Annotated in this window: 19 protein-coding genes, 1 tRNA gene and 1 pseudogene; 14 read left to right on the top strand and 7 right to left on the bottom strand. The window is 69.8% G+C overall.

Going from position 1 to position 19,939, the window contains the following annotated elements:
- Positions 1 to 2 precede the first annotated feature (2 nt).
- The 3 genes from JYK18_RS12730 to JYK18_RS12740 all read left to right on the top strand — a co-directional run bounded on the left by JYK18_RS12730 (position 3) and on the right by JYK18_RS12740 (position 4,009).
- Positions 3 to 1,754: an NHL domain-containing thioredoxin family protein gene (locus JYK18_RS12730; RefSeq protein ID WP_206804193.1), complete on the top strand. Its 1,752-nt coding sequence runs from the start codon at positions 3 to 5 to the stop codon at positions 1,752 to 1,754.
- Positions 1,755 to 1,823: 69 nt separating this feature from the next.
- Positions 1,824 to 2,117: a co-chaperone GroES gene (locus tag JYK18_RS12735; protein ID WP_113698006.1), complete on the top strand. Its 294-nt coding sequence runs from the start codon at positions 1,824 to 1,826 to the stop codon at positions 2,115 to 2,117.
- A 38-nt stretch (positions 2,118 to 2,155) separates the two neighbouring features.
- Positions 2,156 to 4,009, top strand: a complete 1,854-nt coding sequence (locus tag JYK18_RS12740) for a VanW family protein (RefSeq protein WP_242579081.1) — start codon at positions 2,156 to 2,158, stop codon at positions 4,007 to 4,009.
- A gap of 12 nt (positions 4,010 to 4,021) precedes the next feature.
- Here JYK18_RS12740 and JYK18_RS12745 read toward each other — a convergent pair whose 3' ends face one another.
- Positions 4,022 to 4,666 (bottom strand): leucine-rich repeat domain-containing protein, encoded by a 645-nt coding sequence (locus tag JYK18_RS12745; RefSeq protein WP_307795884.1) that lies wholly within the window; start codon positions 4,664 to 4,666, stop codon positions 4,022 to 4,024.
- A 90-nt stretch (positions 4,667 to 4,756) separates the two neighbouring features.
- Between JYK18_RS12745 and JYK18_RS12750 the strand changes: the two genes are divergently transcribed.
- Complete coding sequence (locus JYK18_RS12750) at positions 4,757 to 5,131, top strand: hypothetical protein (protein ID WP_307795885.1); 375 nt, start codon at positions 4,757 to 4,759, stop codon at positions 5,129 to 5,131.
- A gap of 39 nt (positions 5,132 to 5,170) precedes the next feature.
- Here the strand turns inward: JYK18_RS12750 and JYK18_RS12755 are convergent, their stop codons facing one another.
- The 4 genes and pseudogenes from JYK18_RS12755 to JYK18_RS46635 form a co-directional block, all read right to left on the bottom strand.
- On the bottom strand, positions 5,171 to 5,446 hold the full coding sequence (locus JYK18_RS12755) for a GlsB/YeaQ/YmgE family stress response membrane protein (protein ID WP_206802283.1): 276 nt from the start codon (positions 5,444 to 5,446) through the stop codon (positions 5,171 to 5,173).
- Positions 5,447 to 5,560: 114 nt separating this feature from the next.
- Positions 5,561 to 7,405: an acyl-CoA dehydrogenase gene (locus tag JYK18_RS12760; protein ID WP_206802284.1), complete on the bottom strand. Its 1,845-nt coding sequence runs from the start codon at positions 7,403 to 7,405 to the stop codon at positions 5,561 to 5,563.
- A 156-nt stretch (positions 7,406 to 7,561) separates the two neighbouring features.
- Positions 7,562 to 8,347 carry a response regulator transcription factor gene (locus JYK18_RS12765; protein ID WP_206802285.1) on the bottom strand — a complete coding sequence of 262 codons (786 nt, stop codon included), beginning with the start codon at positions 8,345 to 8,347 and terminating at the stop codon, positions 7,562 to 7,564.
- Between the two features lie 255 nt (positions 8,348 to 8,602).
- Positions 8,603 to 8,987, bottom strand: a pseudogene (locus JYK18_RS46635) (uracil-DNA glycosylase family protein).
- 37 nt (positions 8,988 to 9,024) lie between these two features.
- Between JYK18_RS46635 and JYK18_RS12770 the strand changes: the two are divergent.
- Positions 9,025 to 9,399 carry a VOC family protein gene (locus JYK18_RS12770; RefSeq protein WP_206802286.1) on the top strand — a complete coding sequence of 125 codons (375 nt, stop codon included), beginning with the start codon at positions 9,025 to 9,027 and terminating at the stop codon, positions 9,397 to 9,399.
- On the opposite strand, the gene JYK18_RS48285 is transcribed toward JYK18_RS12770, so the two are convergent.
- The gene (locus tag JYK18_RS48285; protein WP_206802287.1) at positions 9,387 to 10,271 is read right to left on the bottom strand and encodes a VanZ family protein; all 885 of its coding nucleotides are present in this window, start codon (positions 10,269 to 10,271) and stop codon (positions 9,387 to 9,389) included. The two genes, JYK18_RS12770 and JYK18_RS48285, sit on opposite strands and share 13 nt — an antisense overlap.
- A gap of 155 nt (positions 10,272 to 10,426) precedes the next feature.
- On the opposite strand from JYK18_RS48285, the gene JYK18_RS12780 reads away from it, so the two are divergent.
- The 6 genes from JYK18_RS12780 to JYK18_RS12805 all read left to right on the top strand — a co-directional run bounded on the left by JYK18_RS12780 (position 10,427) and on the right by JYK18_RS12805 (position 15,630).
- Positions 10,427 to 11,212: an alpha/beta fold hydrolase gene (locus tag JYK18_RS12780; RefSeq protein ID WP_206802288.1), complete on the top strand. Its 786-nt coding sequence runs from the start codon at positions 10,427 to 10,429 to the stop codon at positions 11,210 to 11,212.
- A 65-nt stretch (positions 11,213 to 11,277) separates the two neighbouring features.
- Positions 11,278 to 12,981, top strand: a complete 1,704-nt coding sequence (locus tag JYK18_RS12785) for a bifunctional UDP-sugar hydrolase/5'-nucleotidase (RefSeq protein ID WP_206802289.1) — start codon at positions 11,278 to 11,280, stop codon at positions 12,979 to 12,981.
- An 85-nt stretch (positions 12,982 to 13,066) separates the two neighbouring features.
- Positions 13,067 to 13,537: a SigE family RNA polymerase sigma factor gene (locus tag JYK18_RS12790; RefSeq protein ID WP_374195011.1), complete on the top strand. Its 471-nt coding sequence runs from the start codon at positions 13,067 to 13,069 to the stop codon at positions 13,535 to 13,537.
- Positions 13,534 to 14,523, top strand: a complete 990-nt coding sequence (locus tag JYK18_RS12795; protein WP_206802291.1) for a hypothetical protein — start codon at positions 13,534 to 13,536, stop codon at positions 14,521 to 14,523. Before JYK18_RS12790 ends, JYK18_RS12795 begins: the two co-directional genes overlap by 4 nt.
- Positions 14,524 to 14,564: 41 nt before the next feature.
- A complete protein-coding gene (locus JYK18_RS12800) occupies positions 14,565 to 14,888 on the top strand; it encodes an MmcQ/YjbR family DNA-binding protein (RefSeq protein ID WP_206802292.1) in 324 nt (107 codons plus the stop codon).
- Between the two features lie 43 nt (positions 14,889 to 14,931).
- Positions 14,932 to 15,630, top strand: coding sequence for a class I SAM-dependent methyltransferase (locus tag JYK18_RS12805; RefSeq protein WP_206802293.1), 699 nt, complete (start codon positions 14,932 to 14,934; stop codon positions 15,628 to 15,630).
- 140 nt (positions 15,631 to 15,770) lie between these two features.
- Here JYK18_RS12805 and JYK18_RS12810 read toward each other — a convergent pair.
- Positions 15,771 to 15,841, bottom strand: a tRNA-Gly gene (locus JYK18_RS12810).
- Positions 15,842 to 15,961: 120 nt separating this feature from the next.
- Here JYK18_RS12810 and JYK18_RS12815 point away from each other — a divergent pair.
- From JYK18_RS12815 to JYK18_RS12825, 3 genes are all read left to right on the top strand, one after another.
- Entirely contained in the window at positions 15,962 to 17,161 is a 1,200-nt protein-coding gene (locus JYK18_RS12815) for an oxygenase MpaB family protein (protein ID WP_206802294.1), read from the top strand.
- 21 nt (positions 17,162 to 17,182) lie between these two features.
- The gene (gene dcd, locus JYK18_RS12820; RefSeq protein ID WP_206802295.1) at positions 17,183 to 17,764 is read left to right on the top strand and encodes a dCTP deaminase; all 582 of its coding nucleotides are present in this window, start codon (positions 17,183 to 17,185) and stop codon (positions 17,762 to 17,764) included.
- Between the two features lie 68 nt (positions 17,765 to 17,832).
- Entirely contained in the window at positions 17,833 to 19,902 is a 2,070-nt protein-coding gene (locus JYK18_RS12825; RefSeq protein WP_206802296.1) for a DUF11 domain-containing protein, read from the top strand.
- The last annotated feature ends 37 nt before the right edge of the window (positions 19,903 to 19,939 follow it).

A 19,939-nucleotide genomic window follows, 5' to 3' on the forward strand; every position in this document is an offset into this window, starting at 1 on the left:
GGGTGCGGGCGCCGGAGCTGGCCGGCCGTGAGTGGATCAACACCGGCGGGGAGCGCCTCCGCCTCGCCGATCTGCGCGGCAAGATCGTCCTGCTGGACTTCTGGACCTCCGGCTGCATCAACTGCCTGCACGTACTGGACGAGCTCCGCCCGCTGGAGGCCGAGTTCGCCGACGTGCTGGTGACCATCGGCGTGCACTCGCCCAAGTTCCTCCACGAGGGCGAGGCGGCGGCCATCGAGGCCGCCGTGCGGCGCTACGAGGTGCACCACCCGGTGCTCAACGACCCCGATCTCACCACCTGGTCGCAGTACGCCGTGCGTGCCTGGCCGACGCTCGTGGTGGTCGACCCCGAGGGCTACGTCGTGCACGTCGCCGCGGGTGAGGGGCATGCCGAGGCTCTGCGCCGCGTGCTCATCGAACTCACCGAAAAGCACACGATCCGCCGCGGCGGCAGCCCGTACGTGCCGCTCGAAGAAGCCGAGAGCCTGCTGCGCTTCCCCAGCAAGGCCATCACGGCGAACGGCCATCTCCTGGTCGCGGACACGGGCAACCATTCGATCGTCGAGCTGGACGGCGAGCGGCTGGTCCGCCGGTTCGGCACCGGCCGCCGCGGGGAGCCGTTCACCGAGCCGTCCGGGCTCGCGCTGCTGCCGCCGGAGGTCGCCGAGCGGGCCGGGTACCACGCGGTGGTCGCCGACACCGCCGCCCACCTGCTCCAGGGCCTCAACCTCGACACCGGGGAGGTCACCGCCGTCGCGGGCACCGGCGAGCAGTGGCGCAACGGCGAGTCCGACGGGGACGCGCGCAAGGTCGACCTCACCAGCCCGTGGGACGTCGTCTGGTGGAACGACGCGGTGATCGTCGCGATGGCGGGCAACCACACGCTGTCCGCCTTCGACCCGGTCGCGGGCACCATTCGCCGCTTCGCCGGCACAACCGTCGAGGGCCTGCGCGACGGCGACGCGAGCGAGGCGTTCTTCGCGCAGACCTCCGGTTTCGCGGTCACCCCCGGCCGGTTGTGGCTCGCCGACGCCGAGACCTCCGCCCTGCGCTGGATCGACGAGTCGTCGACCGTGCACACCGCGGTCGGCATCGACCTGTTCTCCTTCGGCCACCGCGACGGCGACGCCGCCGAGGCCCTGCTCCAGCACCCGCTCGGCCTGGCCGCGCTGCCGGACGGTTCGATCGCGATCGCCGACACCTACAACGGCGCCGTCCGCCGGTACGACCCGGCGACCGGCCAGGTGTCCACTGTGGTCACCGGCCTGGCCGAGCCGTCGGGCCTGGTGCTTCACGGGGACGACCTGCTGGTGGTCGAATCCGCCGGGCACCGGATCACCCCGATCGCCGCCGACGGCACCGAGAGCGTCGAGGGCGACGCGCACGCCGTGCGGCGGCCGCCGTCCGTGCTCGCCCCCGGTGAGCTGGAGTTCAGCGTGGTCTTCACCCCGCCGCCCGGTGAGAAGCTCGACGACCGCTACGGCCCGTCGACCCGGCTGGAGATCAGCGCCTCCCCGCCGGAACTGCTGGTCGAGGGCGCCGGCGTGGGCACCGACCTGGTCCGCCGCCTCCGGCTCGCCGAGGGCATCACCGAGGGCGTGCTCCAGGTGGTGGCGCAGGCGGCCAGTTGCGACAGCGCCGCCGAACACCCGGTCTGCCGCGTCACCCGTCAGGACTGGGGTGTGCCCGTCCGGCTGGAAACCGGTGGTGACGCGGTGCTGGAGTTGATGATGGCGGGTACCCCGGCGGGGTGATTTCCGCCGCGTAGCATTCGGGGCGTGTCCGAGAAGAACACGGCTTCTGCGGCCAAGCTCGAAATCCAGATGCTGCACGACCGCGTGCTGGCCAAGCTGTCCGGAGAGGACGGCGAGCGCCGCAGCAGCGGCGGCATCGTGATCCCCGCGACCGCTCAGGTCGCGCGTCGGCTCGCCTGGGGTGATGTACTCGGGGTGGGCAATAATGTGCGCAACGTGAAGGTCGGCGACCGGGTGCTGTTCAACCCGGACGATCAGCTCGAGGTGGAGATCCAGGGCGAGGGGTACCTGGTGATGCGTGAGCGCGACATTCACGCCATGGCGAGCGAGCGCACGGAGCACGGCACGGGGCTGTACTTGTAGGTGTTCGCCCGCCGCCCCTGACCTTCGGGAGGTGCGGGTTGCGGGAGGAGCACTACTGGCCGGAGTTCGACTCCGACGCCGTCGACACCGAAGCCGCGGCGGAGCCGCGGGAGAACGACGAGGAACTGGTCGGCGCCCTGCTGGACGGGCCGGTGGTGCTGGAGCGCCCGCGCAGCCGCGCCACCCGCAGGCGGTACGCCGTCGGCCGGGTCTTCCTCGGCGTCGGCGCCTTCCTGGCGTTGTTCGTGGTGCTCTACACCGCCGACCTGATCTTCAGCGCGGGCACCGTGCCGCGCGGGGTGACCGTGGTCGGCATCGAGGTCGGCGGGCTGGACCGCGCCGACGCCGAGGCGGTGCTGCGCAAGGAACTGGAGCCGCGGCTGACCGCGCCGGTGCGGGTGCGCGCCGGTGACGTGGACGCCGAACTGGACCCGATCGCCTCCGGCCTCGGCCTGGACTGGCCGCAGACGGTGGCCAAGGCGGGCACGCAGCCGCTCGACCCGTTCACCCGGATCGCCTCCTTCTTCACCACCCGCGAGGTGGGCGTGGTGTCCACCAGCGATCCGGACGTGCTCAAGCAGTCGGTGACGGAGTTCGCCGCGGCGAAGCTGAACCACGACATGACCGAGGGCGGCATCCGCTTCGAGTCGATCCAGGGCAGCGACGGCGGGGTCACCGCGATCGCGGTGGAGCCGCGGCAGCGGCAGGAGATGACCGAGGTCGACACCGCCACCCAGCTGATCAAGGACAACTGGCTCGGCCACACCGCGGTCGAACTGCCGGTGCAGGCCACGCCGCCCAAGGCGACGGTCGAAGGCGTGCGGGCGACCCTGGAGCAGATCGTCAAGCCGACGCTCGCGCTGCCGATGCACATCCGCGGGGACGGGCGCGACGCGGTGCTGAAGCCGGACGGGCTCGCCGGGGCCATGCAGTTCGCCGCGGTGGACGGCGGGGCCCTGGAGGTCCGGCTCGACCAGGGCAAGCTGCAGCAGCTGGCGCAGCCGCAACTGGCCGAAACCGAGCGGAAGCCGAAGGACGCGCAGATCGTGTTCACCGGGGCGTCGCCGTCGGTGCAGCCGTCCGAGGACGGTCGGCAGGTCGACTGGACGAAGACCTTCGCCCCCTTCCTGGAGGCGGTGAAGCGGCCGGACGTGCACGAACTGCGCGCGGTCTACGAGCCCGGCAAGCCGAAGGTGAGCACGCAGGCGGCGAACTCGCTGGGCATCAAGGAGGTCATCGGCGAGTTCACCACCGGCGGCTTCTCCGGGGACGTGACGCGCAACGTGAAGACCATCGCGGACAAGGTGGCCGGCGCGATCGTGCGCCCCGGCGACACGTTCAGCCTCGACGGGCACGCGGGCCCGCGGACCGCCTCGCAGGGTTACCTCAAGGCCCCGGTGCACGAGGACGGCACCGGCGCGGAGGTCTACGGCGGCGGCATCAACCAGTTCACGTCCACTTTGTACAACGCGGTCTACTTCGCCGGTCTCGCCGACGCCGGGCACAGCCCGCACAGCTACTACATCGACCGCTTCCCGCCCGCGCGCGACGCGCGGTCCTTGCAGGACAACGGTTCCGCGGTCGACTTCCGGTTCACCAACGACGCGTCGACCGGCATCGCCATCCAGACGCTGACCAGCGGTAACTCGGTCACGGTGAAGATCTGGGGCACCAAGCGGTACCGGGTGGAGAGCCTGACCGGCCCGCAGTCCGACGTGGTCGACCCGCCGGTGCGCACGGGCACCTCGGGCCGCTGCGAGCCGACGCCGGGCATCCCGGGCTTCACCGTCACCGACACCCGCGTCCTGTACGACCTCGGCAGCGGTGCCGAAGTCCGCCGGGAACCACGGACGGTCACCTACCAGCCGCGCCCGTTCACCATCTGCCCCTGACCACCGCCGGGGTCAGAGCAGGACGACGCAGTCCTGCGCTTCCAGCTTGGGCAGCCACGTCGGCAGTTCGAGGCGCCGGTTCCACCGCAGGTCCAGCTTGCCCAGTTTCGGCAGGTCCAGCAGTTCCTCGGGCAGCGTGACCAGTTGGTTCTCCCGCAGGTCCAGGTGCCGCAGGTCCTGCAGGGCACCGATCGACGACGGCAGTTCGGACAGCTGGTTCCCGCGCAGGTACAGCTCCCGCAGGGCGGTCAGCGAGCCGAACGAGTCCGGCAGCGAGGAGAGCTTGTTGTAGTACAACCGCAGCTCCCGCAGCGAGCGCATCGAGCCGATGTCCTCCGGCAGGCGGACCAGGCCGTTGTCCGTGGCGCCCAGGTACCGCAGCTTGTCCAGGCGGCACAAGGAATCCGGCAGCTCGGTGAGCTGGTTGTCGCTCAGATACAGGTACTCGGTGAGATTCGGCAGCGAGCCCAGCTCGTCCGGGACCGAGGTGAGCTGGTTGTGCCCGAGGTCCAGGGTGTGCAGCGAGGTCAGCGTGCCGATCCGCGCCGGGACCGAGGTGAGCTGGTTGCTCGCCAGGTTCAGCACCCACAGCTCCGGCGCCGACCACACCTCGTCGGGGATTTCCGCCAGGCCGTGGCGGTAGAAGTCCAGCTCCACGGCGCCACCGTACCGCCCTATCGAGTAATTGCCGTTCGCCCTCGGATGGCTACTGTGGGTGAGGTCCGTTGTGGAGCGTGAGGAGGCTGGGTGTCCAGGTTGGTGAAGGTGTTGCCGGTGGTGGCGGCGATGGGGTTGGTGGTCGGACTGGCGCCGTCGGCCAGTGCCGGGGAGGGTCCCGCGCTGGTGAACGCGACGGTGACCAACGACTGCAAGCTCAACGTCCGGACCGAACCGCAGCTCAGCGGGACGCTGCTGACCACGCTCAGCTGCGTCAACTACACCACCTGCGTGAACCTGGAGACCTCGCCGGAGGAACCGTGCGGCAAGCCGGTCGTCGGGGGTGAGTACACCTGCGTGGGCGGGAAGAACACCGCGGTCAAGGACAACCGCTGGCTCGAAGTGGCCTGGCGCGCGCCGAAGACCTCCTACGTGGCGGCCGCCTGCGCGAGCTTCCGGAACTGACTGAGTGGTGGGGCGGCTCGGTCGCCGCCCCACCCCGGGTCAGTGCGTGACCCGCCGCCTGCCGTACAGCCCGGCGGCGAGGGAAACACCGACCGCCGCCACGACCACCTGCGTGAGCAGCTCCAGCCAGTCGAACCCGTTCGTGTCCGCGTAGCCGAGCCCGCGGGCGATCGCCGTGCCGATGAACGCGGCGATGATGCCGACGACCAGCGTCAGCCAGATCGGAATGCCCTGCTTGCCGGGGGCGACCAGGCGGCCCAGGATGCCGATGATCAGCCCTACGACGATCGCGCTGATGATGCCTGCGATTTCCATTAGCCGTCTCCCTTGCACCGTCCTGGACCGGGGGTACCTCGATGGGGATCCGGCAAACCGCGAAGGGGCCGAGCGGGTGAACCCCGCCCGGCCCCTTCGTGGTGGGGACCAGGATCAGAACGCGGCTTCCGGCACGTCCATCAGGTCGTTGTCGGCCGCCTCGACGATCGCGCGCCGCGAGGTCAGCTCCGGCAGCACGCTCTTGGCGAAGAACGAGGCCACCGCGATCTTGCCCTCGTAGAACGGGGTGTCCTTGGCGGAGGCGCCGCCGTCCAGCTTGGCGATGGCCACCTCGGCCGCGCGCAGCAGCTGCCAGCCGACCAGCAGGTCGCCCGCCGACATCAGCAGGCGCACGGTGTGCTGGCCCACCTTGTTGATGTTCTGCGGGTCCTCCTGCGAGGAGGTCAGCTGCCCGATCATCGCGCCCAGCATGCCCTGGGTGTCCTCGAGCGCCTGCTTGAGCAGCGCGCGCTCGTTCTTGAGCCGGCCGTTGCCGCTCTCGGCGTCGATGAACTTGGTGATCTCGTTCGCGATGTGGCCGAGCGCCTGGCCCTTGTCGCGGACGATCTTCCGGAAGAAGAAGTCGAGCGACTGGATGGCCGTGGTGCCCTCGTACAGCGAGTCGATCTTGGCGTCGCGGATGTACTGCTCGATCGGGTAGTCCTGCAGGAAACCCGAGCCGCCGAAGGTCTGCAGCGACTGCACCAGCTGCTCGGTGGCGCGCTCGGAACCCACGCCCTTGACGATCGGCAGCAGCAGGTCGTTGACCCGCTCGGCCAGCTTCAGCTCGTCCTCGGTGCCCTCCTGGGTCCACAGCTGGTCCTGGAAGGAGGCGGTGTACAGGTAGACCGCGCGCAGGCCCTCGGCGTAGGCCTTCTGCAGCATCAGCGAGCGGCGGACGTCCGGGTGGTGCGTGATGGTCACCCGCGGCGCGGCCTTGTTCAGCATGTTCGGCAGGTCGGCGCCCTGGACCCGCTCCTTGGCGAACTCGAGCGCGTTCAGGTAGCCGGTGGACAGCGTGGCGATCGCCTTGGTGCCGACCATCATCCGGGCGTACTCGATCACCTGGAACATCTGCGCGATGCCGTCGTGCACCTCGCCGAGCAGCCAGCCCTTGGCCGGGGTGCCGTGCTGGCCGAAGGTCAGCTCGCAGGTGGTGGACACCTTGATGCCCATCTTGTGCTCGACGCCGGTGACGTAGGCGCCGTTGCGCTCGCCCAGCTCACCGGTCTCGCCGTCGAAGTGGAACTTCGGCACCAGGAACAGCGACAGGCCCTTGGTGCCCGGCTTGGTCTCGATGCCGGGACCCTCCGGGCGCGCCAGCACCAGGTGCATGATGTTCTCGGTCAGGTCCTGCTCGGCCGAGGTGATGAACCGCTTCACCCCGTCGAGGTGCCAGGAGCCGTCCTCCTGCAGCACCGCCTTGGTGCGGCCGGCGCCCACGTCCGAACCGGCGTCCGGCTCGGTGAGCACCATGGTGGCGCCCCAGGACTTGTCGATCATCAGCTGCGCCCAGCGCTTCTGCTCGTCGGTCCCGTTCTTGTTCACGATCATCGCGAAGTTCGGGCCCGCCATGTACATGAACAGCGGCGGGTTCGCGCCGAGGATCAGCTCGGAGGCCGCCCACTGCACGGTCGGCGGCAGGCCGAAGCCGCCGAGGTCGTTGGTCAGGCCGAGGCGCCACCACTCGCCGTCGTAGAGCTGCTCGTAGCTCTTCTTGAAGGACTCGGGCAGCTTCACCGAGAAGGTCTTGGGGTCGTACACCGGCGGGTTGCGGTCCGCGTCGGCGAACGACTCGGCCAGCGGGCCGGTGGCGAGCTTGTTCAGCTCACCCAGCACACCGCGGGCGGTCTCCTCGTCGGATTCGGCGAGCACGCCCTTGCCGAGGCGCTCCTGCACGCCGAGGACTTCGAAGAGGTTGAACTCGAGGTCTCGGACGTTGCTCTTGTAGTGGCCCATTTCGTCGCTCCGTGTCGCTCGGGGTTTCCGGTGGGCACGCCGTAGCCGTTACTGCCCTACTGGCCGGTAACTTCAGGGTATTACCTGTCGGTAACCTGCGGCAAGGGAAACCATCCAGATGTGATCGACGATCCTCCCCAATGGATGTGATGCCGGTCACTTCGGCGCGGTGGATCCCTCCGGGAGCTGGGCGCAGTCGTCCGGGTGCGTGATCAGGATCCCGGAGCGGAACGCCGTGGTCACCGCGTGCGTGCGGTCACGGGCGGCGAGTTTGCGCAGGATGCTCTTGACGTGCGTGCGCACGGTCTCCACGGACAGGTAGAGCACCTTCGCGATGGCCGAGTTCTCCATGCCCTCGGCGATCAGCTGGAGCACCTGGTACTCGCGGCGGGACAGCGGCATCTGCGCGCGCGGCCCGCTCGCCGGACGGCCGTCGGCGCTGGGCTGGCGCTTCGGCCGGACGGCCAGCGCGGCCAGCGCCGGGTCGAGGTAGCGCGTTTCGAGGTGCGCGCGGCGCATGGCTTCGATCACCCGTCTCGGCTCGGCCGAGCGCGGCACCGCCGCGCGGGCACCCGCCCCGATGGACGCGGTGAGGTAGCGCGCGGTGCGGGTGGCCTCGCGGATCAGCACCACCACGATCGGCGGGTGCTCGGCCGCGGTCAGCAGCCGGGTCAGGTGGCAGTTCGGGTCCAGCCCGGAGTCCAGCAGGATCATCTCCGGCTTGAGCTGCTCGCACAGCTGCAGCGCGGTGTGGTGGTTGGCCGCGTGGCCGACCCAGGTCATCCCGTGGGAGCGCTGGATCAGCGCGGACAGCCCGTCGCGGAAGATCGGCACCGCCTCGACCGCGGCCACGGTGAAACCGCGACCGCCGGTCACCGGGGGTATCGGCGGGGTCAGCTGCCCCGGCGGATGGGCCCGGTTGGGGTCGGTGCTGCGGGTCATGCGATCTCCATCTTCGTGCCGCGCATCGCCGGCGGTGCGGTCCGGCCCCCCGGCCGGTCAGCACCACATGCCGGTCCCCCCTGCCGGGACCGGCCGACGATGTTCCTCCTGGTTGTGTGAGTTGCCGCCGGAGATCCTGTGACGCGAGATCCCCCTCATGGCCGCATCCGGGTTTGCGGATTCGACTGTCAGTAAGTTACCTGGGCCGCTCTTCGCACCACGGCGCAAGTTCGGCGCCGAACCGGCTCCCGGGGTCTACTGAGGGTGGTCCTCCTCGCTCGTCACGCGGAGTCGCCGGAACTCCTCGCCGAGCGCGGCGGGCGTCCAGTGTGCGTTCAATCCGCTCGGATTGGGTAACACCCAGACCTTCGTTCCCGCGATGGTTTCGGCTTGCCGCCCGGTGTCCTCGGCCGCGCCTCCGGCGCGGCGGGCGAGGTCGCTTTTGAGCCGGTCGTTGCTCGGGTGGGTGCAGCGCCGGCCAGAACCGGTTGCCGGGTCTGGCGAAGTGCAGTCCGACCGCGCCTGAGTAGAGGCCCGGGTTGATCCCGCAGAAGAGGACCTTCAGCCCGGGGGCGAGCACATCGGAGATCTCGCCGCCGTGGGCCGCTGCCAGTTGTTCGCGGGTCGGTCGCACGTGCACAAGTGTGCACAGCGGCCCGGCTGGATACGTTGGTGTGATGTCCACCAAAGTTCTGGCCCTGACCGTCGACTGCCACGACTCCGACCGCCTCGCCGAGTTCTGGTGCGCCGCGCTCGACTACCAGGAGATCGAGCGCTGGACCGACTCCCACGGGCTCGAGTACCTGACCATCGGCGATCCGGCCGACGCGGACGGGCTGCGCGTGCTGTTCCAGCCGGTGCCCGAGGGGAAGGTGGTGAAGAACCGGCTGCACCTCGACCTCGGCCCGGTCGAGCGGGACCAGCGCGAGGAGATCGACCGGCTCATCGGACTGGGCGCCTCGCTGCTCGACGAGGCGCCCGGGGATCCGTGGACCGTGCTGGCCGATCCGGAGGGCAACGAATTTTGCGTTCTACCGCGTCAGGACCACTGATACTTCGGGCTGTTGGCCAAATCACCACGGAATGCGTACCCTGTGTGATCTGACGCACAGCGGCGTGTGGAGGTGGCGTGGTGGAGCTTGGCCTGGTCGTAGCCCTGGTGCTGGCGGTGTTCGCGGCCGCCGCGTTCCTGGTGCTGCGCGAGGACCGGCGTGCGGCTCGCCGCCACGCGGCCCAGCGCCGGGCTCGGCTGGCGCGGCTGGGCGAAGTCGATCCACTCGCGCCCGCGCGACTGGCCGCCACGGTTCGGCAGCGGCAGTTCGACCGTTGAGGTCTTGGCGTTCGCCCCGGCCCGCAGGGTGAGGTAGAGCGCGGCGAGCACCCAGCCCAGCGCCGCCCCGGTGGTGTTCGCGAGCAGGTCGTCCACGTCGAAGATGCGGTAGACGAACGGCGCGGTGCCGAAGTTCGCGGTCACCTGCGTGAGCTCGACGGCCAGCGAAACGGCGAAGCCGATCGCCGCGGTCCGCACGAAGCCCTGCTTCCACGTCAGCCCGGCCACCACGCCCAGCGGGACCAGCAGCACCACGTTCATCGCGAGCTGCTGGAAGGTCTGCGTGCTCAGCGCCTGCCAGCCGGCCATGCCGTGCTTGCCCATCTCGGTGCCGATGTCGGCCACCCACTGGAACGGGACCAGCTGGACCGTCTGGCTGAGCCGCTGGGTGCCGGGGCCGGGCAGCGGCAGCAGCACCACGGCCAGGCCGAGGCAGGCGTAGAGGGTGAACACCGCACTGGCCAGCAGCCCCTTCGGCCGGACTCTCCCGTGCCGCGCGTGCTGCACGATCGCCTGCGGGATGACCAGCGTTCCCCACACCGCGAGGAAGGCGAGCAGTCCGTATTGGAGGGCGGTGACCTGTGCGTGCGTCATGCCAAGAACGTTAGGAATTCGCAGGTCCCGGCCGCTTCAGTCGAAAAGCCGCCGGCTCGGCCGGGTGGTCGGCCAGATGGCCGAGGCGGCCACCGGCCGGGTGGCCGGGGTGGCAGAACCTACCCTCGGTAAGTTTTGAGTGTTACCGTCGGGTAATGGGCAAGGTGGCCTTCGACCGGACGGGGTCCGGGGAACCGCTGGTGCTGATCCACGGGGTCGGGCACCGGCGACAGGCGTGGGCACCGGTGGTGCCGCTGCTCGCGCCGCACCGCGAGGTGATCTCGGTGGACGTGCCCGGCTTCGGCGAGTCGCCGATGTCGGACAAGCCGTTCACGCTGGAGAACGGGATCGAGGCGATGGCGGAGTTCTTCGCCGAGCAGGGCCTCGACCGGCCGCACGTGGCGGGCAACTCGATGGGCGGGCTGTTCGCGCTCGGCCTCGGGCAGCGGGGCCTGGTCCGCAGCGTCACCGCGCTCTCCCCCGCCGGGTTGTGGACGCGACGCCAGCAGCTGCACGCGTTGCGGGTTCTTCGTGCACACCGCCACGCGGCCCAGCGCATGCCCGCCGGGGTGGCGCGACGGCTCGCGGCCAGTCCGGCCGGGCGGCGCGCCATGGTCGGGCTGATCGTGGCCAAGCCCGCGCGCCTGGCCGCCGAAGTGGTGCTGGACGACCTGCGCGCCTTCGCCAGTGCGCCCGGGTTCGCGCCGGCGATCGCCGCGGGCCGGGACATCCGGTTCGACGGCCAGGTGGCCGATGTCCCGGTGACCATCGCGTGGGGGCAGTACGACCGCATCGTCTTCCCGCCGCGCGTCGCCGAACTCCGCCGCATCGCGCCGCAGGCCGAACTGCTGCGCCTGCCGGGCTGCGGCCACGTGCCGATGAGTGACGATCCGGAACTGGTCGCGCACGTATTGTTGACCGGCAGCGAATTTACCCAGTAGTCGCACTTTCTCCTCTGGTGGATCACCTGCCGAGCGGGCAGACTCCCGCCCGAAACGGAGGAGAAATGATCTTGTCTACCCGCCTGCGCGGGCGAGCCGGTGCCCTCGGGGTGGCCGTGCTGGCTTCGCTCGGCCTGATCGCGGCGGGTTCACCCGCGTCCGCCGCACCGGCCGCCGCCACCGACGTCCGCCTGATCACCTTCAACGACCTGCACGGCAACCTCGAGCCGCCGTCGGGATCGTCCGGCCGGGTCACCCTGCCGAACGGGTCCACTGTGGACGCTGGTGGCGCGGCCTACCTGGCGTCGCACGTGAAGCGGTTGCGCGGCGAGGTGAAGAACTCGGTGGTGCTCTCCGCCGGGGACAGCGTCGGCGCGTCGCCGGTGATCTCCGCGCTGTTCCACGACGAGCCGACGATCGAGTTCCTGAACTCGATCGGCGTGAAGGCGTCGGTGGTCGGCAACCACGAGTTCGACGAGGGCTACCAGGAACTGCAGCGCATGCAGTTCGGCGGCTGCCACCCGGACGACGGCTGCCAGTTCCGCGACAAGTTCTCGGGCGCGAAGTTCCCGTTCCTCGGTGCCAACGTCACCTTCGACAACGGCATCCCGGCGCTCCTGCCGTTCAGCGTGGAGTTCTCCGGCGGGGTGCCGATCGGCGTCATCGGCGCCACGCTGAAGGACCTGCCGACGGTGGTCACGCCCGAGGCGATCAAGGGCCTGAAGTTCGGCGACGAGGTGGAGGCGATCAACCGCACCGCCACCCTGCTCGACCGGCTCGGCATCAAGGCGCAGGTGGTGCTGCTGCACCAGGGCGACAACACCGAGGGCGGCGGCCCGGACGACTGCAAGACGCTGCCCGGCCCGGCCACCAAGATCGCCGAGAACGTCACGCCGAAGGTCGACGTGATCTTCACCGGGCACAGCCACCAGCAGTACAACTGCACGGTCAACGACCCGTCTGGCCGGCCGCGCACGATGATCCAGGGCGCGTCGTTCGGCCGTCTGCTGTCCGTGGTCGACCTCAAGGTGGACCGCCGCAGCCGCGACGTGGTGCGTGAGCAGTCCAAGGCGCACAACGAGATCGTCACCCGCACCGGCACCCCGGACGCGGACACGCAGAAGCTGATCGAGGACGCGAAGGTCAAGGCGGCCCCGATCGCGAACAAGCAGGTCGGCACCATCTCCGGCGACCTGCTGCGCGCGGCGGCGCCGTCCGGCGAGATGCCGCTCGGCAGCGTGATCGCCGACGCCCAGCTCGAAGCCACCAAGTCGAACGGCGCGCAGATCGCCATCACCAACCCGGGCGGCGTGCGCGCGGACCTGGTGTACGCCTCCTCGCCCGCCGGTGAGGGCGACGGCGTGGTGACCTACGGCGAGGCGTTCACCGTGCAGCCGTTCGCGAACATCATGCAGACCATCACGATGACCGGCGAGAACCTGAAGGCCGTGCTGGAGCAGCAGTGGCAGCAGGCCTCACCGCGGATCCTGCAGATCTCGTCGACGCTGAAGTACGCGTACTCCGCGTCGGCGGCCCCGGGGTCGAAGGTCTCCGACCTGACCATCGACGGCCAGCCGGTCGACCCGGCGGCCACCTACCGGGTGTCGGTGAACAACTTCCTCGCCGCGGGCGGGGACGGCTTCACCGAGTTCACCAAGGGCACCGACCTGAGCGGCGGCCCGGTCGACCTGGACGCGCTGATCGCCTACTTCGGCGCGCACGCCGGGGTGACCCCGCCGCCGGCCGACCGCATCACCGTCAAACCGTAGGTTCACCCGAATTCACCGGCCCCTCGTTCAACAGAACGGGGGGCCGGTGCGTTGTAGAGGGGTGGGGCCGACCTTTGACGAGTTCGTGGCGCAGCGACTGGAGCCGTTGCTGCGCTACGCGACGGTGCTCACCTGCGATTCGTACCTCGCGCAGGACGTCGTGCAGGAGTCGCTGCTGCGGGCCCAGCAGCGTTGGCCGCGGATCGCGGCGACGGGGCAACCGGCCGCGTACGTGAAGCGGATGGTGACCAACGAGTACCTGTCGTGGCGCCGCCGCCGGGCCAGGACGGACATCTCGCTGTCGCCCGCCGACCTGGAGGCGCTGGGCCGCAGCGACGATCCGGCCAGCGACTACGACGAGCGCGACGCGATGTTGGCCGGTATCGCCGCGTTGCCCGCCAGACAGCGGGCGGCCGTGGTCCTCCGCTACTACGAGGACTGCTCCGACGCGGAGATCGCGGAACTGCTCGGGTGCCGGGAAGGCACCGTGCGCAGCCACATCTCGCGGGCGCTGACCACCCTGCGGACCATCGAGCTGGAGACGGAGCCGACATGACCGAGGAGTTGATCAAGGCCGCGCTGACCAAGCAGGCCGAGCGCGCCCCGCACCCCGGTCCGGTGCTCCACGCCCTGGCCGGTGAGCGGCGGTCGTCGCGGAAATCGCTGGTGGTGGGCCTGGTCGCGGCGTTGGTGGCGGTACTGGCACTGGGCGCGACGGCCCTGATGGCACCTTCGCAGCCGGAGCCGCCGCCGGTCGGCTTCGCCGAGCGGGAGCTGGCGGGGTTGCCGATGGGGTACGACCTCGGCTGGCTGCCGGACGGTTACGTCGAAACGGACCGGTCCACCTCGTTCAACCAGGTCGCCACGCGCACGTGGACCTCGGGCGAATCCACCATCTCGCTGATGGTGCAGTCGCGCCGCGCCCCGGGACTGCGGCCGGTGTGGGTCGACGACATCCTGAACGCCCCGCCGGACCGGAGGACGACGGTGCGGGGCCAGCCCGGCATGTTCGAGCAGACCGGTGAGGACAACCGGGAGATGTTGAGCTGGCTGCCGAACCCGGACTACCGGGTGAGCGTGATGCTGTACGCGGTGCCCGAGCCGCAGGGCCTCGCGCAGCGGCTGGCCGATTCGGCGGAGGCGTCCGCGGACGTGCTGACCCCCGAGTTCCAGGTCGGCCTGCCGCCGGAACGCGTGGAGATCTCGGTGCGCGGCAGCGCGCCGTCGACCGCGACGACCACCGTGAGCGACTTCGGTTATGCCGGGAACTGGCGGGAGTTCGACGCCACGATCACCGACGCGCCGGCGCCCGGCGGGTACGAGGTGATGGTGCGGGGCGTGCGGGGCACGTTCGTCCCGTTCCAGCCGAAGACCGGCGCGGCGCTGAGCGTGCCGGTCGGCGAGGCGCGGTGGCTGGTGTTCCGCACGCCGGCGGCCGAGTACGGGGTCCAGGGGCCGGGCTGGGAGTCGGCGCTGGTGCCGATCGCCGAGCAGGTGGTGCTGAACTCGAAGGTGGACCTGTCGTGGGTGGGCACGCGGTAGCGGTTCCCGTTTTTCCAAGCCGTGGTGGGGACAATGGAGGCATGCCTACCTGGGAAGACGTGGTCGCGCTGGCGAAGCGGTTGCCGGAGGTCGAAGAGTCCACTTCGTACCGGACGCCGTCGCTGAAGGTGGCCGGGAAGTCGTTCGCGCGGCTGCGCACCGAGGCGGAGGGCGGCCTGGTGCTGATGTGCGAGCTGAGTGAGAAGGAGGCCCTGCTGGCCTCGGGTGACCCGGCGTTCTACACGACGCCGCACTACGACGGGTACGGCGCGATCCTGGTCGACCTGGCGAAGGTGGCGGAGGACCAGCTGGCTGAGTTGATCTCGGAGGCCTGGCGCCTGAAGGCTCCCGCGCGCCTGCGGTGATATTCGGTTTTGGCGGCGCGGCGTGATCGCCATACTCGGCCGCATGGAGTTCGACAGCTTCGATTCGCGGGGTTACCGCACGGTCGACGTGCGCACGGGTTATGGCCAGTGGGTCAAGACGTACGAGGACACGGTCCAGGACGAGATGGACATCGCGGTGCTCGACGATTTGAAGGTGCCCCAGTGGTCCCGGGTCACGCGGGCCCTGGACCTCGGTTGTGGCACTGGTCGCACGGGCGCTTGGCTGCGCCGCCACGGGGTCACATCGATCGACGGCGTGGACCTGACCCCGGAGATGCTCGAGGCTGCCCGTTTGCGAGGCGCCCACGACACCCTCCGCGAAGGCGACGTCACCAACACGGGGTTGCCGGATGAGACCTACGACCTGCTGATCGCCTCCCTGATCGACGAGCACCTGACGGACTTGGGCCCGCTTTACCGGGAGGCATTCCGGGTCGCTGCGCCGGACGCGCTGTTCGCTTTGGTGGGCTTACACCCGCACTTCATCATGGCGTCGGGCATGCCCACGCACTTCACTACTGCTGATGGCGAGTCCATCGCCATATCCACGACGGTGCACCTGATCAGCGACCACGTGTCGGCCGCCTTGTCAGCGGGTTGGCGCCTGGCCGAACTGCGCGAAGCCGTCGTGGATGACCGATGGGTGGCCCTGAAGCCGAAGTGGGCCAAGTACCGCAACCACCCGGTGTCAGCGGCCTACGTCTTCCACAAGGAGAAGTGACCGTCCACACCGGACATTCGCACGGGACACCGCGGGCGGACACACGTCGACGGGACCGTCACGGCGGTGCTCCTGGCGCTCGGCCTAATGAACAAAAAAGGTCCGGGTCGCAATTCCTGCGACCCAGACCTTTCTCATTGAGCGGATGACGGGAATCGAACCCGCGTATTCAGCTTGGGAAGCTGATGTTCTACCATTGAACTACATCCGCAGTACTCGACCGAGCATACACGGTGCTGATCCCCGCTTCGCTCCGGCCTCCCCGAACCTACCGCCTTGACGCGACCCCCGGCAAGTGACAACACTTGTTGTCTGAAGGTGGTGAGGGCGCGTGGACGATCCCGAGTTGTTCCGCCAGGGCGGGTTCCGGCTGGCCGCGCGGTTCGCGGACGGCGACATCCGCGGCGACGAGCGGCAGGTCCGCCGCCTGCGTGAGTTCGCGCAGGCCGAGGACCCGGCCGCCGACGCCGTGGTGGCGATGATGCGTGAACACCCCGAGAAGCGGCCGCTCTTCGAGCAGGCCCTCAGGCACGGGATCGAGTCGATCGACGACCCGCCCGAGGCGTTGACCAGGTTCTTCCGGACGGTCGAGGCGACGCCCTACTGGGTCGACCAGGCCCGCATCGAGCGCGGGGCGCGGGCGATCGTGCGCACCGGGTTGCTCGGGCTCTTCCCGCTCGGCGACATGGCGCTGATGGGCGGCTACCTCGCCTCCCGCGCCACCAAATCGCTCGTCGGCACCGGCGCCATCGAGCACCAGGCGACAAAACGACTGGTCGAGACGGCGACCTGGTGGATCGAGGTGACCAACCCCGGCGCGCTCAAGCCCGGCGCCGACGGCTACGCGGCCGCCATCCGCGTGCGGATCGTGCACGCCCACGTCCGCGCGGCGATGAACCGGCGCCCCGACTGGGACTACGCCAACTGGGACCGCCCGGTCAACCAGGTGCAGACCACCGGCACGCTCCTGCTCTTCTCCCTGGTCTTCGTGTTCGGCACCCAACTGCTCGGCATCCGGTACACCGCCCGCGAACGCGCCGACATCCTCCACCTCTGGCGCTACGCCGGCTGGCTCATGGGCATCGACGAGGAACTGCTCCCCGCCGGCGAGCGCGACGCCTGGCGCCTGCTCTGGCTCCTCGCCGTCACCGAGTTCATCCCCGACGACGACAGCAAGCGGCTCGCCAGGGCGCTGCTCAAGTCACACGAGGACGTCGGCCGCGGCCGTGGCCCACTGGGCAAGGTGCTCTCCCACGTCTCCGTCCGCGTGCACTCGTCGATCAGCAGGCTGGTGCTGGGCAAGGCCAACGCCGACTTCCTCGAACTGCCCGACGACCGCATCGCCCAGGGGGCGGTGGTCGCCGCGGCCGGGGCCATCTTCGCGGCCGAGACCGTGCGCCGCTCGGTCCCCGGCCTCACCGCGCTGCAGGAGCGCATCGGGCAGGTCGAGCGCCGCGCCTACGTCGCCCACCTCGCGAAACTCTTCGAGATCGACGCCACCTACGCCCAGCACATGTCCAGCGCCGCCTGACCCCCGGCTAACCTGGGCCCCGTGCTGCTCAGTGACCGAGACCTCCGCAAAGACGTCGAATCCGGACGGCTCGGCGTCGACCCGTTCGACCCGTCGATGCTGCAACCGTCCAGCATCGACGTCCGGCTCGACCGCTTCTTCCGGGTCTTCAACAACACCAAGTACACCCACATCGACCCGCGCCTCCAGCAGGACGAGCTGACCTCCATGGTGGAGAAGGACGGCGACGAGCCGTTCGTGCTGCACCCCGGTGAGTTCGTGCTCGGCTCCACGTTCGAGAGCTTCAAACTCCCCGACGACCTCGCGGGCCGCCTCGAGGGGAAGTCCTCGCTCGGCCGGCTCGGGCTGCTGACCCATTCCACCGCCGGGTTCATCGACCCCGGTTTCACCGGCCACATCACCCTCGAACTGTCCAATGTGGCCAACCTGCCGATCACCCTGTGGCCCGGCATGAAGATCGGCCAGATGTGCCTCTTCATGCTGAACAGCCCGGCCGAGCACCCGTACGGTTCGGCACAGGCCGGTTCGCGGTACCAGGGCCAGCGCGGCCCCACGCCGAGCCGCGCATACCAGAACTTTCACCGAATCGACACCAAACGCTGATCCCGTGTAACGAGTTCCCCCATTCCGGCGAATAGTCGGCAGTATCCACTGGCTCCGATGGGGGTTTCGTGCGCAAGGCCGGGCTAGGCGTCGCGTTGGTGTTGGCACTCGGCGGCCCGGCGGTGTTCGCGGTGACCCCCGCGACGGCCGTCGACCAACCGGGTATCGAGCTGACCAAGGAGGTCGTCGGCGGACCGTTCCGCACCGGCGACCAGGTCACCTTCCAGCTCACCGTGCGCAACACCGGCGACGTGCCGCTCGCGCGCGTCACGGTGGCGGACCCGCTCACCCCCGAATGCGGGCAGAGCCGGGTCGAGCCGCTGGAGCCGGGCGGGGTCTGGGGTTACGGCTGCTTCGCCGCCGCGCCCGCGCAGGACTTCACCAACGTCGCCACGGTGACCGCCCGCCCGCCGTCCGGGCGCCGCGCGGAGGCCACGGCCAAGGCCCCGGTGGACGTCATCCACCCCAAACTGGACCTGAAGATCAGCGGCCCGGAATTGGTGCGCAAGGGCGAGACCGCGCCGTTCACCGTCACGGTCAAGAACACCGGCGACTCCCCGCTGCGCGACGTCACCGTGGCCGACCCGAAGTGCGGCACGAAGATCACGAAGCTCGAAGCGAACGCCGAGAAGACCTACAACTGCGAAGTCGAAGCCACCGAGAGCATCGACAAAACGATTCGCGCCAACGGCACCGATGGCACCCAACGGCTGGTGCTGGCCTCCGCCGAGCAGCAGCTCACCGTGATCAACCCCGGCCTGACCCTGTCGAAGAAGGCGCTCGGCGGCCCGTACCGCGAGGGCGACTCCGTGCTCTTCGAGGTCCAGGTGGCCAACACCGGCGACGAGGACCTGGAGAACATCAAGGTCACCGACACGCAGGCGCCCGAGTGCGCGCGCACGATCAACCTGCTCCTCGCCGGTACCTCCGAGGGCTACCAGTGCGCGATGACCGCCAAGGACGACACCGAGGTCAAAACCGTCGCGAGCACCGTCGCCACCGACAAGAAGCCGCTGACCAGTGAGGCGAGCGCGCAGGTCGACGTGATCCACCCGGCCATGGAGTTCAGCCACGAAGCCACGCCCACCCAGCTGTACCCGGGTGACCCCGTCACCGTCGAGCTCAAGGTGACCAACACCGGTGACGTGCCGCTGACCGGCCTCACCGTGACCGACGACCGCGACCCGTCCTGCGGCTTCACCGCCGAAACGCTGGCGCCCCAGACGACCGAGACCCGGACGTGCACCTTCGAAGCCGACCAGGACGTGACCAGCACGGCGACGGCCATCGCGACCGATCCCCTCGGCGGCCAGCTGGAAGACACCAAGGAAACCAAGGTCGACGTGCTCGGGCCCGGCATCACCGCGAAGCTCGTCGGCCCGGCGAAGCCGGTGAACCCCGGCCAGCGGGCCGCACTGGTCGTCCAGGTGACCAACAGCGGTGACGCGGTGCTGACCGACGTCGCCGTCGAGGACCCGCTGACCGGCTGCGCCGCGACCATCGGCACACTGCAGCCGGGCCAGGTGCACGACGTGCCCTGCGAGTTCACCATGGCCGACCAGGACGTCGTCTACTTCGTCAAGGTCACCGGCTGGGACCCGCTCGGCCAGGAGTTCCGCGCGAAGGACGAGCTGATGCTCCGCTCCGCCAAGCCCGGCGTGGAGCTGACCAAGGACGCCGGCGCGGAGAAGGCGGCGCCCGGCGCCACCGTCACCTTCACGCTGACCGCGAAGAACACCGGCAACACCGCGCTCGCGCCGGTGGCGGTGACCGATCCCACGCTGGCCGCCTGCGACCGGTCGTTCGACCGGCTCGACGCCGGTGAGACGCGTACCTGGACGTGCACCACCCCGGCGCCCAAGAGCGGCGAGCTGAGCAACACGGCGAACGCGAAGGCGACCCCGGACACCGACGGCAAGGCGGTCGAACTGACCGACTCCGACACCGCGGTGGTGCAGGTCGGCGGCGGTGCGTCGAACCAGTCGGGCGGCAGCGGGACGCCGAAGCAGACCGCGGCCAAGTCGCTGGCTTCGACCGGCGTGGACGCGGTGCCGACCGTGCTCGGTGGCCTGGGCCTGCTGCTCGCGGGCGCGGCGCTGGTGCTGGTCTCGCGGCGTGGCCGAAACCACGTGAACTAAACACCCTCTGCTTTCGTAGGGGTTACATGATCATGCT

Source organism: Amycolatopsis sp. 195334CR, assembly GCF_017309385.1.
Lineage (GTDB): Bacteria > Actinomycetota > Actinomycetes > Mycobacteriales > Pseudonocardiaceae > Amycolatopsis.

Excerpts from the sequence above, each read along its gene's own strand:
- JYK18_RS48285 (WP_206802287.1), bottom strand. The coding sequence starts at position 10,271 with ATGACGCACGCACAGGTCACCGCCCTCCAATACGGACTGCTCGCCTTC.
- JYK18_RS12770 (WP_206802286.1), top strand. The coding sequence starts at position 9,025 with ATGTCCACCAAAGTTCTGGCCCTGACCGTCGACTGCCACGACTCCGAC.
- JYK18_RS12800 (WP_206802292.1), top strand. The coding sequence starts at position 14,565 with ATGCCTACCTGGGAAGACGTGGTCGCGCTGGCGAAGCGGTTGCCGGAG.
- JYK18_RS12795 (WP_206802291.1), top strand. The coding sequence starts at position 13,534 with ATGACCGAGGAGTTGATCAAGGCCGCGCTGACCAAGCAGGCCGAGCGC.
- JYK18_RS12760 (WP_206802284.1), bottom strand. The coding sequence starts at position 7,405 with ATGGGCCACTACAAGAGCAACGTCCGAGACCTCGAGTTCAACCTCTTC.
- JYK18_RS12755 (WP_206802283.1), bottom strand. The coding sequence starts at position 5,446 with ATGGAAATCGCAGGCATCATCAGCGCGATCGTCGTAGGGCTGATCATC.
- JYK18_RS12735 (WP_113698006.1), top strand. The coding sequence starts at position 1,824 with ATGCTGCACGACCGCGTGCTGGCCAAGCTGTCCGGAGAGGACGGCGAG.
- JYK18_RS12805 (WP_206802293.1), top strand. The coding sequence starts at position 14,932 with ATGGAGTTCGACAGCTTCGATTCGCGGGGTTACCGCACGGTCGACGTG.
- JYK18_RS12765 (WP_206802285.1), bottom strand. The coding sequence starts at position 8,347 with ATGACCCGCAGCACCGACCCCAACCGGGCCCATCCGCCGGGGCAGCTG.
- JYK18_RS12780 (WP_206802288.1), top strand. The coding sequence starts at position 10,427 with ATGGGCAAGGTGGCCTTCGACCGGACGGGGTCCGGGGAACCGCTGGTG.
- JYK18_RS12785 (WP_206802289.1), top strand. The coding sequence starts at position 11,278 with ATGATCTTGTCTACCCGCCTGCGCGGGCGAGCCGGTGCCCTCGGGGTG.